This is a genomic window from Paenibacillus sp. JZ16 (assembly GCF_015326965.1).
Taxonomy (GTDB): domain Bacteria; phylum Bacillota; class Bacilli; order Paenibacillales; family Paenibacillaceae; genus Paenibacillus_AQ.
This window is the reverse complement of sequence record NZ_CP017659.1, coordinates 6,630,672-6,646,560: the sequence shown is the minus strand read 5'-3', so window position 1 is coordinate 6,646,560 and position 15,889 is coordinate 6,630,672. Positions and strand designations below refer to the sequence as shown.

General features: G+C 46.4%; 18 protein-coding genes and 3 tRNA genes. 6 read left to right on the top strand and 15 right to left on the bottom strand.

Annotated features, from left to right (window positions below; genetic code table 11):
• Positions 1-27: 27 nt before the first annotated feature.
• From BJP58_RS29690 to BJP58_RS29675, 4 genes are all read right to left on the bottom strand, one after another.
• Positions 28-957: an ABC transporter permease gene (locus tag BJP58_RS29690; RefSeq protein WP_175320733.1), complete on the bottom strand. Its 930-nt coding sequence runs from the start codon at positions 955-957 to the stop codon at positions 28-30.
• A gap of 140 nt (positions 958-1,097) precedes the next feature.
• The gene (locus BJP58_RS29685; RefSeq protein WP_071223031.1) at positions 1,098-2,576 is read right to left on the bottom strand and encodes an ABC transporter substrate-binding protein; all 1,479 of its coding nucleotides are present in this window, start codon (positions 2,574-2,576) and stop codon (positions 1,098-1,100) included.
• A 128-nt stretch (positions 2,577-2,704) separates the two neighbouring features.
• Positions 2,705-4,216, bottom strand: coding sequence for a response regulator transcription factor (locus BJP58_RS29680; protein WP_194541702.1), 1,512 nt, complete (start codon positions 4,214-4,216; stop codon positions 2,705-2,707).
• Positions 4,209-6,032 carry a sensor histidine kinase gene (locus BJP58_RS29675; protein ID WP_194541701.1) on the bottom strand — a complete coding sequence of 608 codons (1,824 nt, stop codon included), beginning with the start codon at positions 6,030-6,032 and terminating at the stop codon, positions 4,209-4,211. Before BJP58_RS29675 ends, BJP58_RS29680 begins: the two co-directional genes overlap by 8 nt.
• Positions 6,033-6,216: 184 nt before the next feature.
• On the opposite strand from BJP58_RS29675, the gene BJP58_RS29670 reads away from it, so the two are divergent.
• Positions 6,217-6,555: a L,D-transpeptidase gene (locus BJP58_RS29670; protein WP_194541700.1), complete on the top strand. Its 339-nt coding sequence runs from the start codon at positions 6,217-6,219 to the stop codon at positions 6,553-6,555.
• A gap of 99 nt (positions 6,556-6,654) precedes the next feature.
• Complete coding sequence (locus BJP58_RS29665; protein ID WP_194541699.1) at positions 6,655-7,731, top strand: AI-2E family transporter; 1,077 nt, start codon at positions 6,655-6,657, stop codon at positions 7,729-7,731.
• 99 nt (positions 7,732-7,830) lie between these two features.
• Here the strand turns inward: BJP58_RS29665 and BJP58_RS29660 are convergent, their stop codons facing one another.
• The 3 genes from BJP58_RS29660 to BJP58_RS29650 form a co-directional block, all read right to left on the bottom strand.
• Positions 7,831-8,253, bottom strand: coding sequence for a hypothetical protein (locus BJP58_RS29660; RefSeq protein ID WP_233354801.1), 423 nt, complete (start codon positions 8,251-8,253; stop codon positions 7,831-7,833).
• The gene (locus BJP58_RS29655; RefSeq protein WP_194541698.1) at positions 8,246-8,932 is read right to left on the bottom strand and encodes a uracil-DNA glycosylase; all 687 of its coding nucleotides are present in this window, start codon (positions 8,930-8,932) and stop codon (positions 8,246-8,248) included. Before BJP58_RS29655 ends, BJP58_RS29660 begins: the two co-directional genes overlap by 8 nt.
• A 205-nt stretch (positions 8,933-9,137) precedes the next feature.
• Positions 9,138-9,223 (bottom strand) — tRNA-Leu (locus tag BJP58_RS29650).
• Between the two features lie 359 nt (positions 9,224-9,582).
• Between BJP58_RS29650 and BJP58_RS29645 the strand changes: the two genes are divergently transcribed.
• From BJP58_RS29645 to BJP58_RS29635, 3 genes are all read left to right on the top strand, one after another.
• Complete coding sequence (locus BJP58_RS29645; protein ID WP_194541697.1) at positions 9,583-10,347, top strand: polysaccharide deacetylase family protein; 765 nt, start codon at positions 9,583-9,585, stop codon at positions 10,345-10,347.
• A 197-nt stretch (positions 10,348-10,544) separates the two neighbouring features.
• Positions 10,545-11,144 carry a TetR/AcrR family transcriptional regulator gene (locus BJP58_RS29640; RefSeq protein WP_194541696.1) on the top strand — a complete coding sequence of 200 codons (600 nt, stop codon included), beginning with the start codon at positions 10,545-10,547 and terminating at the stop codon, positions 11,142-11,144.
• Between the two features lie 121 nt (positions 11,145-11,265).
• On the top strand, positions 11,266-12,471 hold the full coding sequence (locus tag BJP58_RS29635; protein ID WP_194541695.1) for an MFS transporter: 1,206 nt from the start codon (positions 11,266-11,268) through the stop codon (positions 12,469-12,471).
• A gap of 94 nt (positions 12,472-12,565) precedes the next feature.
• On the opposite strand, the gene BJP58_RS29630 is transcribed toward BJP58_RS29635, so the two are convergent.
• Both BJP58_RS29630 and BJP58_RS29625 read right to left on the bottom strand, forming a co-directional pair.
• Complete coding sequence (locus BJP58_RS29630; RefSeq protein ID WP_071223022.1) at positions 12,566-12,754, bottom strand: hypothetical protein; 189 nt, start codon at positions 12,752-12,754, stop codon at positions 12,566-12,568.
• 762 nt (positions 12,755-13,516) lie between these two features.
• Positions 13,517-13,837, bottom strand: coding sequence for a DUF3139 domain-containing protein (locus tag BJP58_RS29625; protein ID WP_194541694.1), 321 nt, complete (start codon positions 13,835-13,837; stop codon positions 13,517-13,519).
• 312 nt (positions 13,838-14,149) lie between these two features.
• Between BJP58_RS29625 and BJP58_RS29620 the strand changes: the two genes are divergently transcribed.
• Positions 14,150-14,353: a hypothetical protein gene (locus BJP58_RS29620; RefSeq protein WP_194541693.1), complete on the top strand. Its 204-nt coding sequence runs from the start codon at positions 14,150-14,152 to the stop codon at positions 14,351-14,353.
• Positions 14,354-14,484: 131 nt separating this feature from the next.
• Here the strand turns inward: BJP58_RS29620 and BJP58_RS34005 are convergent, their stop codons facing one another.
• From BJP58_RS34005 to BJP58_RS29595, 6 genes are all read right to left on the bottom strand, one after another.
• Positions 14,485-14,613 (bottom strand): hypothetical protein, encoded by a 129-nt coding sequence (locus BJP58_RS34005; RefSeq protein ID WP_267907844.1) that lies wholly within the window; start codon positions 14,611-14,613, stop codon positions 14,485-14,487.
• Positions 14,614-14,673: 60 nt separating this feature from the next.
• Positions 14,674-14,747 (bottom strand) — tRNA-Ile (locus BJP58_RS29615).
• 55 nt (positions 14,748-14,802) lie between these two features.
• Positions 14,803-14,879: transfer RNA gene (locus tag BJP58_RS29610), tRNA-Met, on the bottom strand.
• Positions 14,880-14,961: 82 nt separating this feature from the next.
• Complete coding sequence (locus BJP58_RS29605; RefSeq protein ID WP_164817394.1) at positions 14,962-15,126, bottom strand: hypothetical protein; 165 nt, start codon at positions 15,124-15,126, stop codon at positions 14,962-14,964.
• Between the two features lie 177 nt (positions 15,127-15,303).
• Positions 15,304-15,576 carry a WXG100 family type VII secretion target gene (locus BJP58_RS29600; protein ID WP_071223018.1) on the bottom strand — a complete coding sequence of 91 codons (273 nt, stop codon included), beginning with the start codon at positions 15,574-15,576 and terminating at the stop codon, positions 15,304-15,306.
• Between the two features lie 42 nt (positions 15,577-15,618).
• A complete protein-coding gene (locus tag BJP58_RS29595) occupies positions 15,619-15,888 on the bottom strand; it encodes a DUF4176 domain-containing protein (protein WP_194541692.1) in 270 nt (89 codons plus the stop codon).
• Position 15,889: the final 1 nt, after the last annotated feature.

Below are 15,889 nucleotides of genomic sequence, written 5' to 3'. Positions count from 1 at the left end.
ATACCCCCTTCTTGGTAGATTGATCGATTAGAACAATGCATTATCCTTGTCATATTTACGAACGATATAGTTCGATACCATGACCAGAATAAATCCGACTACCGACTGGTACAGACCCGCAGCGGTACTCATTCCGATCTCGCCCGTTGTCTTCAGACCACGATATACATAGGTATCAATGACGTTCGTTACGGAATACAAGGTTCCCGAATCCCTTGGCACTTGATAGAAGAGACCAAAGTCAGCGTAGAAGATTTTACCGATCGCAAGAAGAGTCAAAATAGTCATCAGCGGTTTGAGCATCGGAAGCGTAATGGCTTTAATCTGCTGCCATTTGTTCGCTCCGTCAATCATGGCCGCTTCGTACAAGGATTTATCGATCCCCATAATCGCCGCCAAATAAACGACGCTGTTATAACCAACGGATTTCCACAAACTGATTAACGTCAGGAATATTGGCCAATACTTGGCCTCGGAGTACCATTGAACCGGCTCCATGCCAAACCAGCCCAGAATCTGATTCAGCATCCCTTTATCCATGCTCAGGAAACTGAATGCGAAGTAACCTACGATAACCCAGGACAGGAAATACGGCAGGAACATACCGGTTTGATAGACTTTCGCCAATTTCTTGTTCACGATTTCAGACAATACGATAGCCAGTGCTACGGATAGAATGAGACCTAAAATGATGAACACGAAATTATATAGAACGGTGTTGCGCGTAATGATGTAAGCATCGTTGGTACTGAACAGGAACTTAAAGTTCTGGAATCCTACCCATTCACTATTAACGATACTTGCCCAGAACCCGTCACGGCTAAAGCGGTATTCCTTGAATGCAATAATGGTCCCGAACATGGGCAAATATGAGAATAAGAGAAACCATAGGGTCCCCGGCAAAACCATGAACAGCATGGCCTTATTCGTCATAATATTTTTGAAAAACTGTCCGATCGCTCTCACGCTTACCCCTCCTCGTGATGTGCATGAAATGAACAAAAGAAGGGCGGGTGAACATCCGCCGCCCCGTCCTTGTTCATGCTGCAGCGGTACTGCTGTCCCTTAGGACAGGCAGGCCGCTTCATGCATTGTTATTACTTGCTTGCTTTCCAAGCATCAATTTGGCTTTGTGCTTCAGCGATGATCTTGTCCAGACCAGCAGCTTTCAGCTTTTCATTCGCTTTTGGCAGGAACTCCTCAGGATTCACGGTACCTGTCATCAGCGGCGCCCAGAACTCTTCTTTTACGTTGTTGACTGCTGCGAGCTCTGTGGATACTTTGGTTGGATCGAAGTTGAAACCGAGAAGCGGAGCAGGCTGGCCGGACTCGTTAAACTTCTTGAACTCTTCCCATTTGTTCTCAGGGTCCTCAGGGTTCAAGTAAGTCAGCATGACATTACCAAGCGCGAAGGTAGGCATGTCGTAGTTTTTCGATTCAGGCAAGTTTTCCATTACGTTCTCGCTAAGCTTTTTGTAGTGCACGCCTTCGATACCGGAGTCAACCAGGTTACGAAGATATACGTCAGTGTTCAGGAGATTCAAGAACTCCATGGCTTTCTCAGGGTATTTCGAGTTAGCAGAAATCGCTTGCATCGAACCCATTACCGACCAGTTGAAGATCGTTGCGTCGCCAGCCGGAGTGGAAACGACCGGATAGCCGTAGCTTTGGCTCCACAGATTGTCTGCGAACGGCTGCGTTGCCGCACGGTCCGTGAACCAGTTGCCGGATGTCATCAAATCTTGCGTCGAAGTTGTTGTCGCTGCTTCTGGGGAAATGTATCCCGCTTTGTAGTACTTGTTCATCAATTTAAGCATGTCCATCGTTTCCGGCATTTCGAGGAAGTTCACAACTTTCAGCTCTTCCTTGTCATCCAGGTAAACGGCCATTGGCATTTTTTCGATGATGTAGTCAAATGGAAGCAACGGACCGAAGTCTTTGCTGATAGCCAAAGGAACGACATTCGGTTCTTTTTCCTTAATCGTTTTAAGCAGTGGCTCCAAACTTTCCATCGATTTCACGTTCGAAATATCGAGGTTGTATTTATCAAGCAGCGTTTTGTTAAAGCGCCATGCTTCTTGAGCAGGAAGCTCTTTGTTTGCCGGAATTGCATAGTTGTGACCGTCAACCTTGGAACCTTCCAGGAACGCAGGGTCAATCGCGTCTTTAATGCCTTTTCCATGGCTTTCAATCAGCTCGTCCAATTCCATGAATGCGCCTTTACGTGCATTTTGCACATAGTCAAACGCCCATGAGCTGGTGAACAGGATATCCATCGGTTCGCCGGAAGCTGCCATAACTTGCATCTTCTGGTTGTAATCACCGAAGTCGATCATTTTCATGTCAACGGTTACACCAATCTTCTCAGCAGTGTATTTATTGATTTCTTCTTCAACCTTGTCGACATCCTTTTGAGGTGTTCCGATGGTGTACCAGATCAGCTCAACCGGTTTCTCGGCAGTTCCCCCACCGTTTCCTGCACTCTCTTCTTTGTTGCCTCCGCATGCCGACAACAGCATGGATGCAGACAATAGCAGCGTTAGCGGCAGGAGCCATTTCTTTTTCGATTTACTCATGTTTATCCTCCCTTTTGAATCCTTTGTGTCTCTACACTTATAAGGTTATCCCATGAAAGCAGTTTCACATAGGCGAAAAATTAAAGGTATTATGGTGAAAATAAAGAAAAAAACTCTGATTAAATTAATCAGAGCATTCCTCGAAAATCCCTCGGCGATACGCCGACGAATTTTTTGAACTGTTTATAGAAATAACCGGTTTCCCAATAACCTACATTTTTTGCAATATCCTGCACTTTCGTCGAAGTGTTTCGGAGCAGCTCCTTGGCACGTTCAATCCGGTATCGGTTAATATACTCCGTAAAGTTCTCTCCTGTCTCTTTATGGAACAGATGCCCCAGGTAGACGGGATGAATATGATATTGGGCGCCTAACACCTTCAGTGACAAATCCTCGTTATAATGGTGCTGGATATGATGCAGAATCTGCTGGATGACAGGACTCTTCACGTCATTGTTGAGCGAATCGACCAGCCCGCCAACTCCTTCCTTCACGGCCGTAATCAGATCGTCGATCGATACGGAATCCATAATATCGGTAATCGTATTTTTCACAAAATCAGGGGCTGCCGTGTATTGGATATCGTTCAGCTCCAGCTTCAGGCGAATGACCATCTCGACCGCGATGCTCTTGAGTGTCGTTGGGATCATCCCCTGCGTATGACGAAGCCGATCAAAATCACTGTCAATCAAATCAAACAGCACCTGTTTATCCCTTCCGGCGATGCCTTTGGCATATTCGGGCCACTGTACGGAATAGGATTCCGCCGCTTCTCCCTTCTTGGCCTGAACATCAACATAATCCACGTAGGAGGGCTGCTCCAGAACGAGATAGTATTCCTGTGCCTCCTTGGCGTGAAGATAACTGTCCTTATAATTACCGCCGAGGCTTTCCACGCTGCCAAGCGAGATGGACAACTCTTCTTCATAGCAGTACTCGCGCACCTGCTGCAGGAGCCGGATGGCTCTCGCTTTTTCCGTGTCCGGGTCTTTCATCATAAAAATCACCACGTGATCGCCGTCGTTGTCCCGGAAATACAGAACACCCGGCTCCTGATCCATTAATTGATACAGACAGCTCTCCAGCGGCGTGAAATCGGCTCTCAGAATAGACGCCATGACGTAAGGCAAATTCAGATTCAGCCCCAGAAGGGTCGCCCGCTCCTCCAGCTCCTCCGGCTCAATCCGGTCCGTGATCCAGCGATACAGAATATTGCTCCGCAAAATGTTGATGTCGTACTCGTCCAGTCTCATTTCCCTTCTGGATTTGTTCATTTTATCCGTTGTGCTGGCAATCGTTTCTTCCAGTTCCTTCAGATTGATTGGCTTGAGCAAATAATTCTCGATCCCCAGACGCATGCCTTCCTTCAAATAGGCAAAATCGTCGAAACCGCTCAGGATGATCACCTTCAGATTACGGTTCAATTTACGTGCGCCTTCAATCAATTCAAGTCCCGTCATGACAGGCATCGATATATCCGTAATGAGAATATCAACAGGAATGACCGCCATCTTCTCCAGCGCCTTGCGCCCATTCTCCGCATGACCGACCACCTCGATGCCATACTTCGACCAATCCACGACGTCATATAATCCCTCTATAATGAACGGCTCATCGTCCACGATAAACACTTTATACATCGTTATTCAGCTTCCCTTCTGCCACCGGAAATTTGACTGTCACCGTCGTACCGTTACCCGGCTCACTCTGGATGTCCATTCCGTACGAACTTCCAAACGTCAGCTTTAACCGCTCATTCACACTCCGCAGACCAAACGATTCTTCACTCGACTCGGCCATCTCCAGCCGGGATTTGATCTCCTCTAGCTGCTCCGGCTCGATCCCTTTCCCGTTATCCTTAATCTCGATCACGACATCCCCATCCTGCTGCGCCGCGTTTATCGTCAGCCAGTTATCATCCTGGTCGCTGCGCAGCCCATGAACGATGTAATTCTCAATCAGTGGCTGCAGTGACATTTTCATCATCGGCACATGCTTGATTTGTTCCTCACAGTGCATTTTGTAAATATACTTGTCCTTATAGCGAATGCGAAACAGTTCCAGATAGAGCCTGCACGCCTCCAGCTCATCCTTCAGCGTATAGTGGGACTTGTGCTGAACGATATTCTTGAACAGCATCGATAAGCTGTAGATCATATCGCCAACATCCTGCGCCCCTTGCGAGAGAGCTCTCATTCGAATCACTTCGAGCGTATTATAAAGAAAATGCGGATTAATTCTGGCTTGCAATGCAGACAGCTCCGCGTTCTTCTGGTTAATTTCCGCCTTGTACACCTTGTCGATATACCGGGAAAGCTCGTCCAGCATTTCATTAAAGCTGCCCGCAATTTGCCCCAGCTGATCATCCTTGGTATCCTGCATCCGCGCCACGAACTCTCCCTTCTCAACCTTACGCATAAAACGGATAATGTTATCTGTCCGCTTGGAGTAATTCACGATCATCAGCGAAGGAATGGACACAGCAATCACGATGCACAGCAGGGCAGCAATCATGATGGTGCTCTGCACGCCATGGAAAGATTCAGCGATCTCACGTTTAGGCGTAATGCCAACCACCGTATAACCTGCCTGATTGTGCGCTGCCGTTGTAATATACGATTCTTCATCGAGGTTCACGGTTTCCTTGGAATTCAGCAGCCGGTCGGCATACGGGTATTTCTCGCCGTAATATTTGCCTGAGGAATCAAACATCACGCGGCCGTCGCCGGATAAAACCATTACGGATCCCTTCAATGGATCTTCGCCACTGTTCAGGACGGCATCCAGTGCTTCCGTTCGATATAAAATAACCAGCTGCCCCAGATTCTTGTAGGTGGTCATATCATTAATCGGGCTCCGGATCGAGAATAACGGTAATGTCACGTCTCCGGCCAGCTTACGCACCCATAGATTCGGCAATGTGACACTCTGGCTTTCGAGGGCCATCACGTCGGGGATGTAAGAATGCGTCGCATTCGCCTGATAGAGCCTTGTCATGCTGCCCTGCTTGTAAACATACACATACTGCTTCTCGGCACTGTACAGCATAATATTCTCAATATCCGGATCATCGTCCAGCCTCTGCTTAAAGTAAGCGACCACGCTATCTGAATTGGACTGCCCTCCGCCCGCAATCCGGTTCATTCGCTTCGCCATGTACTCATTAAACGAGTTCATGAGAAAATAGGAAGTGTCAATGCCTAGAGAGGTGTTGCGATACAGCTCATTCACATAGGACTGCGCATTCACATATTTTTGATTCACATGCCGTTCCACCCGCTCAACCGCGCTTCGCTGAATGTCCAGTTCACTGCGAACGGCCGATTGAAACAAGAAATAATACATAAGAAAAGATAAGGTGACAATGGTAACCACCGCAATCAGGGAGATTAACAGCAGCATCTTGGTAAACATATTATTTTTGATATATTTTTGATAAAACCTAGCAGGAGACATCGGTTTCCCCTTCCTGATGCAAACGTTGTTACTGCGTAACATATTAAATATAACATCGGCAGACCGTCACCATTGGATGAAATTTCTACCAAGTTATGAAGGTGTAATTTGCCTATTTTAGATCAATTTAGGGGCCGGTATTCCCCCTGGTTCATAGCATGAATCAGGAAGGAGAGGGTTTACAATGCCCCAATACCGCATTATTGTCGATTTATCCGATTATCAGCTGCACCTGCTGGATGGCAACATCGTGGTACGTACGTTCCCGGTTGCCATCGGCAAAATGGCTACACAGACGCCGCCAGGCAATTACACCATCATCAACAAGCAGCCAAATCCCGGGGGACCGTTCGGAGCCTATTGGTTAGGGTTGTCCAAACCCCATTACGGCATCCATGGAACGAACGACCCTTCATCCATCGGACGCTCCGTTTCCCTTGGATGTATTCGGATGTACAACGAGGATGTGACGGAGCTGGCTTCCCTCGTGCCCATCCATACCCGGGTCACCATACGAAACTGATAACATAAACTGGTGATTTCAAATCCCTCCAAATTGGTTAAATACAAATGTTACATAGTACCTATGTATTTACTAATCGTTGTATGGAGGGATTTGCCCATGATGCAGAGCAAATATTTCAGGACATGCTTTGGCATAATCGCACTGCTCTTGATCATTTATCTCGGTTCCGAAATCAGCTTTTTGTTCCGGCCAATCGTCTCCATGTTCAATATGCTGATCGTTCCCGTCGCGATGGCCGGCTTCTTCTATTATCTGCTCAGGCCGATCGTAGACTACCTGGAGCGGCGGAAAATCAAACGATCCATTGGCGTCCTGATGCTGTATTTCGTGTTTGCCGGTCTCTGCGCCATCTTCGGCATTGTGGTGTGGCCGACACTGCGCGAACAAATCGAAAATTTTATCAGCAATACCCCCTTTTTGGTAGAGGGCGTGCAGGAACAGATTGACCAGCTGCAGCAGAATCGATTCTGGTCACGCTATATACCAACGGAATCCGAGCTGTCCACCTCACTGACGGAGTATATGAATCGGATCATTACCTGGATCAGCAACTCCATCAACAACCTGATTACCGTTGTATCGAGCGTTGTCGTTATTATTGCTACGATTCCGATCATTCTGTACTACATGCTGAAGGAAGGCGGCAAGCTTCCGCCCAGGCTGCTTAGTGTCCTGCCAAGACGATACCGCCGCGATGGCCAGGAGGTGCTAGGTGAGATCGATACGGCACTCAGCAATTTTATTATCGGCAAAGTGATCCTGAATCTTATACTTAGCATGATGATTTATATCGGATTTCTGATCATCGGGCTTCCCTATTCTTTGCTCTTGACGGTCATTTCCTTCTTCTTGAATTTCATCCCGTATATCGGAGCGCTGCTGGCGACCATTCCCGCCGTCATTATCGGATTTATCGAATCTCCTTCCATTGCGATATGGTCCGTTGTCGTTATTGTCATCGCACAGCAGATCCAAGATAATATTCTGACACCGGTCATCTACGGGAAACAGCTTGATATTCACCCGTTGACCACGATTGCCCTCATCCTTGTAGGCGGCGATTTCTTCGGGCTGCTGGGCATCCTGCTCGCCATTCCGGCTTACATGATCATCAAAATTATCGTGGTACGGATTTACGAACTGTTCCTTGCCGAAAAAGTAGAAGACGCATAAAGAACTCGGCTTACTGGAGACATACATTTCCATTTGCACAAAAAAGGACGTCCCCGCCAACTTCACGATGGCTGCTGGGGACATCCTTTATTTAAAGAATCACGCATTGCCGCGCAAGGATCGAACCACAAAATAATGCTCGTCCTTGCGCAATATCATGCCATTTGACAGGGTAACGGTATCCTCATCGTGAGAAGTCAGGATGGCCTGTGATGACACCAGTCGGTTGCCCCTCCATATCATGACGGAAGATCCGAAATAGACGGCATTATCGAATTGAATGGTATGGTTCACGACATAACCGATGGAGTTCAAGGCCGGGTATGCGTTTCTCGGCATAATTCTATGAATGGCACGAAACGGTATAACAAGCTCACCCGGCCCAAGAATCACTTTTTCCTGAACGGGGTCCCATCCTTTCAACACACCTTCAACCGTGCTTTTTGCCCCGTCTAAACGCTGAATGACAACATGACGACCAATCCAATGTTTCATGAAGGTCACCTCTCGCGGATTATTCATCTCCATCGCCCGGCGTGTTCGGAATGTCCCAATTCACCGGATCCATACCCTTTTGCATTAAAAAAGCATTAGATGCTGAAAATGGACGACTACCGAAGAATCCTTTATGCGCTGCAAACGGACTCGGATGACTGGACTCAAGCACCTTATGCCGGCTTCGGTCTATGAAGGAGCCTTTCTTCTGTGCGTAACTTCCCCATAATATAAAAACCATCGGCTGATCGCGTTCATTCAGTTTCGTAATGACCGTATCGGTGAATTTCTCCCACCCGATCCCTTTGTGTGAGTTCGGCTCGCCTTCGCGAACCGTAAGTACGGCGTTAAGCAGCAGCACCCCTTGATCCGCCCACGATTGCAAGGAACCGTGATTGGGAATCGAGATTCCCAGATCCGAAGCAAGCTCCTTATGTATATTTCGTAAAGATGGAGGAATCGCAACCCCGGGCGAGACAGAAAAGCTCAGCCCCTGCGCCTGTCTTCGACCGTGATAAGGGTCTTGTCCCAAAATAACGACTTTCGCCGATTGGTACGATGTTTGCTGAAGAGCCCGAAATATATCTTCCTTGGGGGGATACACCGTGCAGCGCCGGTATTCCTCGTCCACCCGTTCCATCAACGCTTGAAAATAAGGCTTATCCATTTCTCCCTGCAGAATAAGGTCCCAATCATTGTTAAACATCCGCATGTCTCCTCTCTCCTCCTCACACAGGCCAGCATGGAATCATAAAAGAATGCGATTTCTATAATCGGAACACCAACATCTTCCGTTCAATTTGAATCAAATAACAACACGCATCATGAGTTGACCTTGTGTCGATTTAAAAAATAAGCCGGCACCCATACGGGGGCCGACTTATTTTGCATCTTACCAGACGCTGTTATAATGCCGAGGACGGGGGTCGAACCCGTACGGTAGTCACCTACCGCAGGATTTTAAGTCCTGTGCGTCTGCCAATTCCGCCACCCCGGCATATTTATCCGCGCATGTTCCTAGCGTCGTTCACGTTCACTTACATAACCGAAGGTACGCGTGGAATTCGCAATATTTTGCGATCTCATTCCGATATCTAGGTGTGCACATTTCGTCTTAGCGACAAAATTGATAATACCATGTCCAACCATATGATGTCAATATATGAAACTCATAATTTTTCGCATCACCCTATCCAAAGCCTCATGCTCGATAGCTTCAAGCCTCCGCGCTAACCCATCCGTTCGAATCCTTCCGCTTTCCGTAAAGAATAATTTTACCGTAATCACCAAATGATAAATATGCTTGCACTGTCATTTGCGAAGACTAGAACAACAGAGAAAAGGATACCGCTCACCATGAAAAAACTCTCAACCGTCATATGGATCGCTCTCTCCATCTCCCTTTGCCATCAACATGTTGTCAACGCCAGCCATGCGCCATCCGCTTCCAAGGGCAGGGGTTATTATGAGGAACGAGGCGAGATAGTATGGGAAGTCCCCACTCACAATAAAGTAATTGCTCTTACCTTTGACGATGGTCCGGACGCGCAGAACACCGTTCAAATTCTGGATCTGCTAAAGCAATATGACGCAAAAGCCACCTTCTTCGTTGTTGGCAGCCGGGTGGAGAAGCACCCCGAGATCGTAGCGCGGGAGCTGCAGGAAGGCCATGAAATCGGCAATCACTCTTACTCCCATCCTCCTTTTCACAATATTAATGTCAGCAAGTTAACAAGCGAGTTAAACCAGACGCAAGATGCGATCTTTCAGGCAACCGGCATTCGAACCGTCCTGTTTCGTCCACCGGGAGGCAGCTATAATGAAGCAATTGTCCGCACGAGCAAGGATTTCGGTATGCTGACCGTATTATGGTCATGGCATCAGGATACGCTCGACTGGCGAAAGCCCGGCGTTAACCGGATCGTTAAAAAAGTGCTGGATAATGCCCATAATGGAGACATCGTACTGATGCACGACTTTGTGCCAAGCAGTACACAGACGGTAGAGGCTCTCAAAGTGATTTTACCGGAGCTGCAAAAGAGGGGCTACGAGTTTGTGACCGTTTCGGAGCTGCTCTCCTATCACGAGAAAACGCGTAAGTTCATTGAAGTAAACCATTAAGGGAATGGATGACCTACAACGTTCTAGAATAACCGCTGCCTTCTGATGGTAACGGTTATTTTTTCGAAGTCGGTTGGATCGGAAAAACACAGAGTCTAATTTCCTCTTGAATATATCAATTCCATTTGATAAGATACAGAACGAACGTTCAGTATATAAATTTCGAATAGCTTTCAAGGCTATAAGGGGGTGCATGCGTGAATAAAAAACAACAACAAACCGAAGATACCAAGCGACGAATAGCGGAAGCCGCCAAGGCTCTTTTTATGCAGAAGGGTTACAAATCAACGTCAATAGAGGAAATCGTTGAAGCCACAGGCAGCAGCAAAGGGAATATCTATTATCATTTCAAGAGCAAGGAAGGGCTGTTTCTGTATCTGGTTGAGGAATGGGACCTCGAGTGGGAACAGAAATGGAACAGCAAAGAGCAGCATTACACCACCACCGTTGACAAGCTGTATGGAATAGCCGATCAATTGGTGTTTGATGATCTGAACCACCCCTTCTCTAAGGCGCTTGATGAATTTATAAACAGCAATGGTGATGTTAGCGAAGAAGTAGAACAAAGAGTCGTCCAGATTATTAGGAGCCATTTGGAATTCAATCAGAAAGTGCTGCAGCAAGGGATGGATCGCGGGGAGTTTGAGAATCATAATGTGGAGCAGCTGTCCGTTATCTTTGAGAGCCTCATTGTTGGCTTAAGCCAGATGTCGCGTATAACGAAGGTTGAAAATGCGCTTGCCCTTTATCATGCCGCCATCAAAGTATTTCTGCATGGCATTGAGAAGAAATCATGAAAAATAAATACTTTTTTTCATGCACTATCACAAACCGAACGTTCAGTATATAAGTAACCGAATTACAATCATTTCATCATATGTCTTTATTAAATCGTCTTTTATTTTTGGAGGAATCATCATGTCATTACTCATGCGAAACAATGGAGCCATTCTGCTCCTCATGTTCAATATATTTCTAGTCTTCACCGGGATCGGGCTTGTCATACCTATTATGCCAACCTATATGACGGAACTGCATATCAGCGGCAGCACGGTCGGTATGCTCGTTGCCGCTTTTTCATTAACACAGCTGTTATTCTCCCCACTTGCGGGAAGATTGTCAGACACCATGGGTCGTAAAAAAATCATAATCTCCGGCATGATGGTGTTCGCCGTATCGGAATGGTTGTTCGGAGCTGCCAGCACACCGCCGCTCCTGTTTGCCTCAAGAATGCTGGGCGGTATCGGCGCTGCACTCATTATGCCCGCTGTTATGGCCTACACGGCTGACGTGACCTCGAATGAGGAACGCGCCAGAGGCATGGGGTTCATTAATGCTGCGATTACGACAGGCTTCATCATCGGACCGGGTATCGGAGGATTTATCGCCGAGTTTGGCATTCGCGTGCCTTTCTACGCCGCGGCCGTTGCGGGAGGTATTGCCGCGCTGGTAACGCTGCTGCTGCTACCGGAATCATCCGCCAAGCAGGAAGCACCTACCGTGCTGGGACGGAAGAAGGAGAGCCTGGCCGTTCAGCTGGTGCGATCTTTCAAGGAACCGTACTTCCTAAGTTTGATCATTGTATTTGTGCTCTCGTTCGGGCTTGCCAATTATGAAACGGTGTTCGGCCTGTTTGTGGATCATAAATTCGGGTTCACCCCTAAAGATATTGCCATGATCATCACGTTTGGGTCGATTGCGGGTGCCGTCGTCCAAGCAACGATATTCGGTTGGATCCTGAACCGCTTCGGTGAGAAACGAGTCATTACGCTCAGTTTGCTTACCGCGGGAATCTGTATCCTGTTAACCCTGTTCGTGCATAAATACTGGCTCATATTCCTTGTAACCTTCTTGGTATTCCTGTCGATCGACATCTTGCGTCCCGCTATCGGAACGCAAATGTCTAAGCTGGCGAAGGATCAGCAAGGCTACGTGGCCGGCCTGAACTCGGCGTACACCAGTCTGGGAAATATTGCGGGGCCGCTGGTTGCAGGATATCTGTTTGATTTGGACATCAACTTTCCTTATATCTCCGCGTCCATCGTTCTCATCCTCTGCTTCTTCCTGGCCATGCGTGCAGGCAGAGCCTGGACCGCTACAGAGGCCGTCATGAATGAACGGTGACGAAAGGTAACGACTTCCTGACCGTTTACAGCTAATCATTGAACAAGACCCCGCCGGTAGCTTCTGGCGGGGTCCTGTTTTTGATTATGTATTTTTAATAGGCCACCAGGACAATCATCGCCAATAAAGCCACCAGGGCAAACAATAGAGACCATCCCAATTCAAACCGTCTTTTTTCTTTATATGCCTTGAAAGCCTTCCTTGATTCAAATACAAATACGATCACCAAGAAGGCGAGCAACACCGGAAGTCCCCAGGATTGATTTAATACCCACTCTGACACCTTCATCCCCCATCCTATATGCTAAAATGAGCTGCATCCAACCAGCAGCAGCCGTATAAATAAGTCTGTTCCCCTACGACTCCATTAAAATGTACCGTAAGTCGCCCCCGATTACAAATCTCGCTTGGCCGAATCATCAATCTCCCGGAGGCAAATCGTTGAATTCAAAATTATCTCGACCATATAGTAAAGTAATTTGATTAGTCAAGACAAACGAATAAGAGGAGGAACAGCATGTCAGCTACTAATAAAATCAGTTGTCCGATAAATTGGAGAGAAATCTCCTGCTTGCTGTATCTTGCACTCGTCTGTAGAAATAAGGGTGTAGTAGTCCTGGATCTTGTTCCATTGGGTGTTGAATATTTGGTATAATCCTTCCGAGGTGAAAATGATGAACGGAAAGAAGTTTGTTATTATCATGGTTCTTATCTTGCTGATAATTGGCGCTTGTTCTTTAGTCCTAGCGCAAGTCTTGAATTCAATCGGGCGCCCAGATTTATAGAGATCTGATAGACTGGAAAATAATACATTGAAGGGGCGGAATCATTGAGGATATTTTTGATTATATTGGTCTTACGGCCCCACTATAAACCAGAACGCCAAAAAGAACCCCCTCTGCCTAAAGCCAGCAGGGTTCTTTCCCACGTTAACTCTCATAAGTAAGTGGAGACAAGTAAAGTTCAACAGGGAGAAGCATCACTCAATTTGACTATAGCCTCTAAATGGTGATTTATACATTTTTCATAACAGCAAGATTTTCATCTAGTCACGCTGACCAGATAATCTTATTGGCTTTTTAGGATCAAGTTGGCGCCATATGGGTGTATCAGCATTTCCATCTGTAAAGATATAATCTGTATTTGGATCATCTGCAAACCTAACATAAACGGGATATGTAGGCATTTTACTAAGTTTTGCTTTAATACTGATAATATCTGAATCAGAGTATCCCTCAACATTAATCAGATGATTTCTCAAACTTCTTTCAAGAGAATTGTATTTCACTTGAAGGTAAGTATAAAAAACACCGACAATAATCAGCACAAGTAACAGAAAAACAATCAAAATCTTTTTCTGTTTCATAAATAGATAGTCCCTCCAATCTAGTTGATATTCTAACATATCTCAATATGTTATTAATGCCCTTTTAGGGCCTACTCCAAATCAAACATTAACACTAATTGATCCTGTATGTTTTTAATACACATAGTCGCCCTCTTGTAACGGGTGAGGACAAACTTTTGAATATTTGAATCCGACAATCCGACAATCCGGGGGCGGTTAAATTTTGAAAATGGACGACGTCAGGGATGTTTCGGACGATATTTAATAAAATATAAAGACAGTTGTTCTACTGCTTGAAGTATAATTGTCTTAAATAAGAGGTGACTACTGATGAAAAAAGCAATACTTCGATGGGTTATGGTTCTTTCGGCTTTATACTGTATGGGGCATATCTTATTTGATTTCAAAGAAACACATTTAATGCGGATTTTTACTGGTGCAGTTGAAATATCTTTCTTTGGGAGCATTCTTCTCTATATAAATTTGAAAACGAAAGAGGGAAAAAGCAATCATTCAACGGCGCCAAAGAAATGACCCTTAGGTTAAAAGTATTTTTTTAACGATAGAAAGGGTGTCATTTTCGCAGCATTCCTTAGTATTCAAGAACACCTTACTTAAGTGCTATTCTTGGATTTGGAGATAGAGCAGGGATCAACTCATCACTGTTACTTAGGAACACCAAATTTCGGTAACGCTGCTTTAAATGGAAAAGTCATTTTAATCTCTGGATCCTGTGGATAAATAGCTGCCGTTAGCAAATCAAAGTTCCCTACTTCTTCACCAGAGTTTTTCATGCAACTAAACAGCCCTATAAACAGCAAAAAACCCTTGCATCGCAAGGGTTTTCGATAAAGTGGGCCCTGAGGGACTCGAACCCCCGACCAGTCGGTTATGAGCCGACCGCTCTAACCAACTGAGCTAAGGGCCCTGAACATACATGTACACATAAACATAAGGACGTCATACATACATCGTTTAAAAATTGGTTGCGGGGGCAGGATTTGAACCTGCGGCCTTCGGGTTATGAGCCCGACGAGCTACCGAACTGCTCCACCCCGCGTCAATGCTGTATCAAACAGCGACAAGAATAAATATACACCATAACCCTACATCAAGTCAAGTACTGTTTTAATGGAATTTCCTCAAGGCATAAACCGCACGCCATAACGGCCCTTTTTGGAACGGTAAACCTCCACCATCCGCGGATCATGATACCCGAACAGCCAGCCATCCTGCTCCAAACGTTTCGCAAAGCACCCTGCCTGAAATTTGCTTGTATACAGCTTTCCGTAATATACCCAATTCATCCTATGCGACTCCTTACCCGAATGATAATGTAATGCTGTCATATTATGTCCATTCTTCCACAAAAAAAACACAGATCAACAAACTTCTTCGCGATCTCCCGATAAAAAAACAATCAGCCATACCCTTACCACATCGTGATACGGATACGATTGATTGTCACCTTAGGTAAACCGCGCCTATTGGCCGTCAGCCTCCGCAAATCGGGCGGCAATGCTCATAAGCTCCTGCTCCATCGAATTCATCATCTGGATGAAATTCATCAGCTGCGCCTTTGTCTCCTCGGCCTCCGTACGAAACCGCTGCTGGGAAACACCCTCCCATTCGGCATTCAACGTTTCAATGACCTGGGACAATCGGGCGACCAATTCTCCGCCGTAGTCACTCCCGCTTCGAATGTCTGCCGCAGCGCGGCGCAGCTCCTCGGGGGATACCTCTATGCGTCCTGACATGGATCTACCTCACTCCTCCCTTTATAGATATCTTCTCGTTTGTTATGTAGGCTTCGTCTCAGCCAGTACGATCTGAAACTGTTCTTCCTCTTCGTCCTGGTAACCGGTAAATATAATCTCCTGGATATCCTCATGATTAAAGACGTAGGCAAACTCCGGGCTGACATAACCTTCCGGATATGGACAAGCTAAATAGTCGAACATTTGCGGCTGATCAAGCGCCAGAATTTGCTTTCGACCATAGATCACGAGCTTCTTCTCGCCTTCTTTCAAAATGACTATCGATCCGTTTGGCAGCAGCTGCTGCGTCATA

Coding starts and splice junctions, on each gene's coding strand:
- BJP58_RS29600 (WP_071223018.1), bottom strand. CDS start 15,576: ATGTCAGGACGCATAGAGGTATCCCCCGAGGAGCTGCGCCGCGCTGCG.
- BJP58_RS29635 (WP_194541695.1), top strand. CDS start 11,266: ATGTCATTACTCATGCGAAACAATGGAGCCATTCTGCTCCTCATGTTC.
- BJP58_RS29605 (WP_164817394.1), bottom strand. CDS start 15,126: ATGAATTGGGTATATTACGGAAAGCTGTATACAAGCAAATTTCAGGCA.
- BJP58_RS29670 (WP_194541700.1), top strand. CDS start 6,217: ATGCCCCAATACCGCATTATTGTCGATTTATCCGATTATCAGCTGCAC.
- BJP58_RS29645 (WP_194541697.1), top strand. CDS start 9,583: ATGAAAAAACTCTCAACCGTCATATGGATCGCTCTCTCCATCTCCCTT.
- BJP58_RS29680 (WP_194541702.1), bottom strand. CDS start 4,216: ATGTATAAAGTGTTTATCGTGGACGATGAGCCGTTCATTATAGAGGGA.
- BJP58_RS34005 (WP_267907844.1), bottom strand. CDS start 14,613: ATGAAAAACTCTGGTGAAGAAGTAGGGAACTTTGATTTGCTAACGGCA.
- BJP58_RS29685 (WP_071223031.1), bottom strand. CDS start 2,576: ATGAGTAAATCGAAAAAGAAATGGCTCCTGCCGCTAACGCTGCTATTG.
- BJP58_RS29675 (WP_194541701.1), bottom strand. CDS start 6,032: ATGTCTCCTGCTAGGTTTTATCAAAAATATATCAAAAATAATATGTTT.
- BJP58_RS29655 (WP_194541698.1), bottom strand. CDS start 8,932: ATGTTTAACAATGATTGGGACCTTATTCTGCAGGGAGAAATGGATAAG.
- BJP58_RS29665 (WP_194541699.1), top strand. CDS start 6,655: ATGATGCAGAGCAAATATTTCAGGACATGCTTTGGCATAATCGCACTG.
- BJP58_RS29620 (WP_194541693.1), top strand. CDS start 14,150: ATGAAAAAAGCAATACTTCGATGGGTTATGGTTCTTTCGGCTTTATAC.
- BJP58_RS29595 (WP_194541692.1), bottom strand. CDS start 15,888: ATGACGCAGCAGCTGCTGCCAAACGGATCGATAGTCATTTTGAAAGAA.
- BJP58_RS29625 (WP_194541694.1), bottom strand. CDS start 13,837: ATGAAACAGAAAAAGATTTTGATTGTTTTTCTGTTACTTGTGCTGATT.
- BJP58_RS29660 (WP_233354801.1), bottom strand. CDS start 8,253: ATGAATAATCCGCGAGAGGTGACCTTCATGAAACATTGGATTGGTCGT.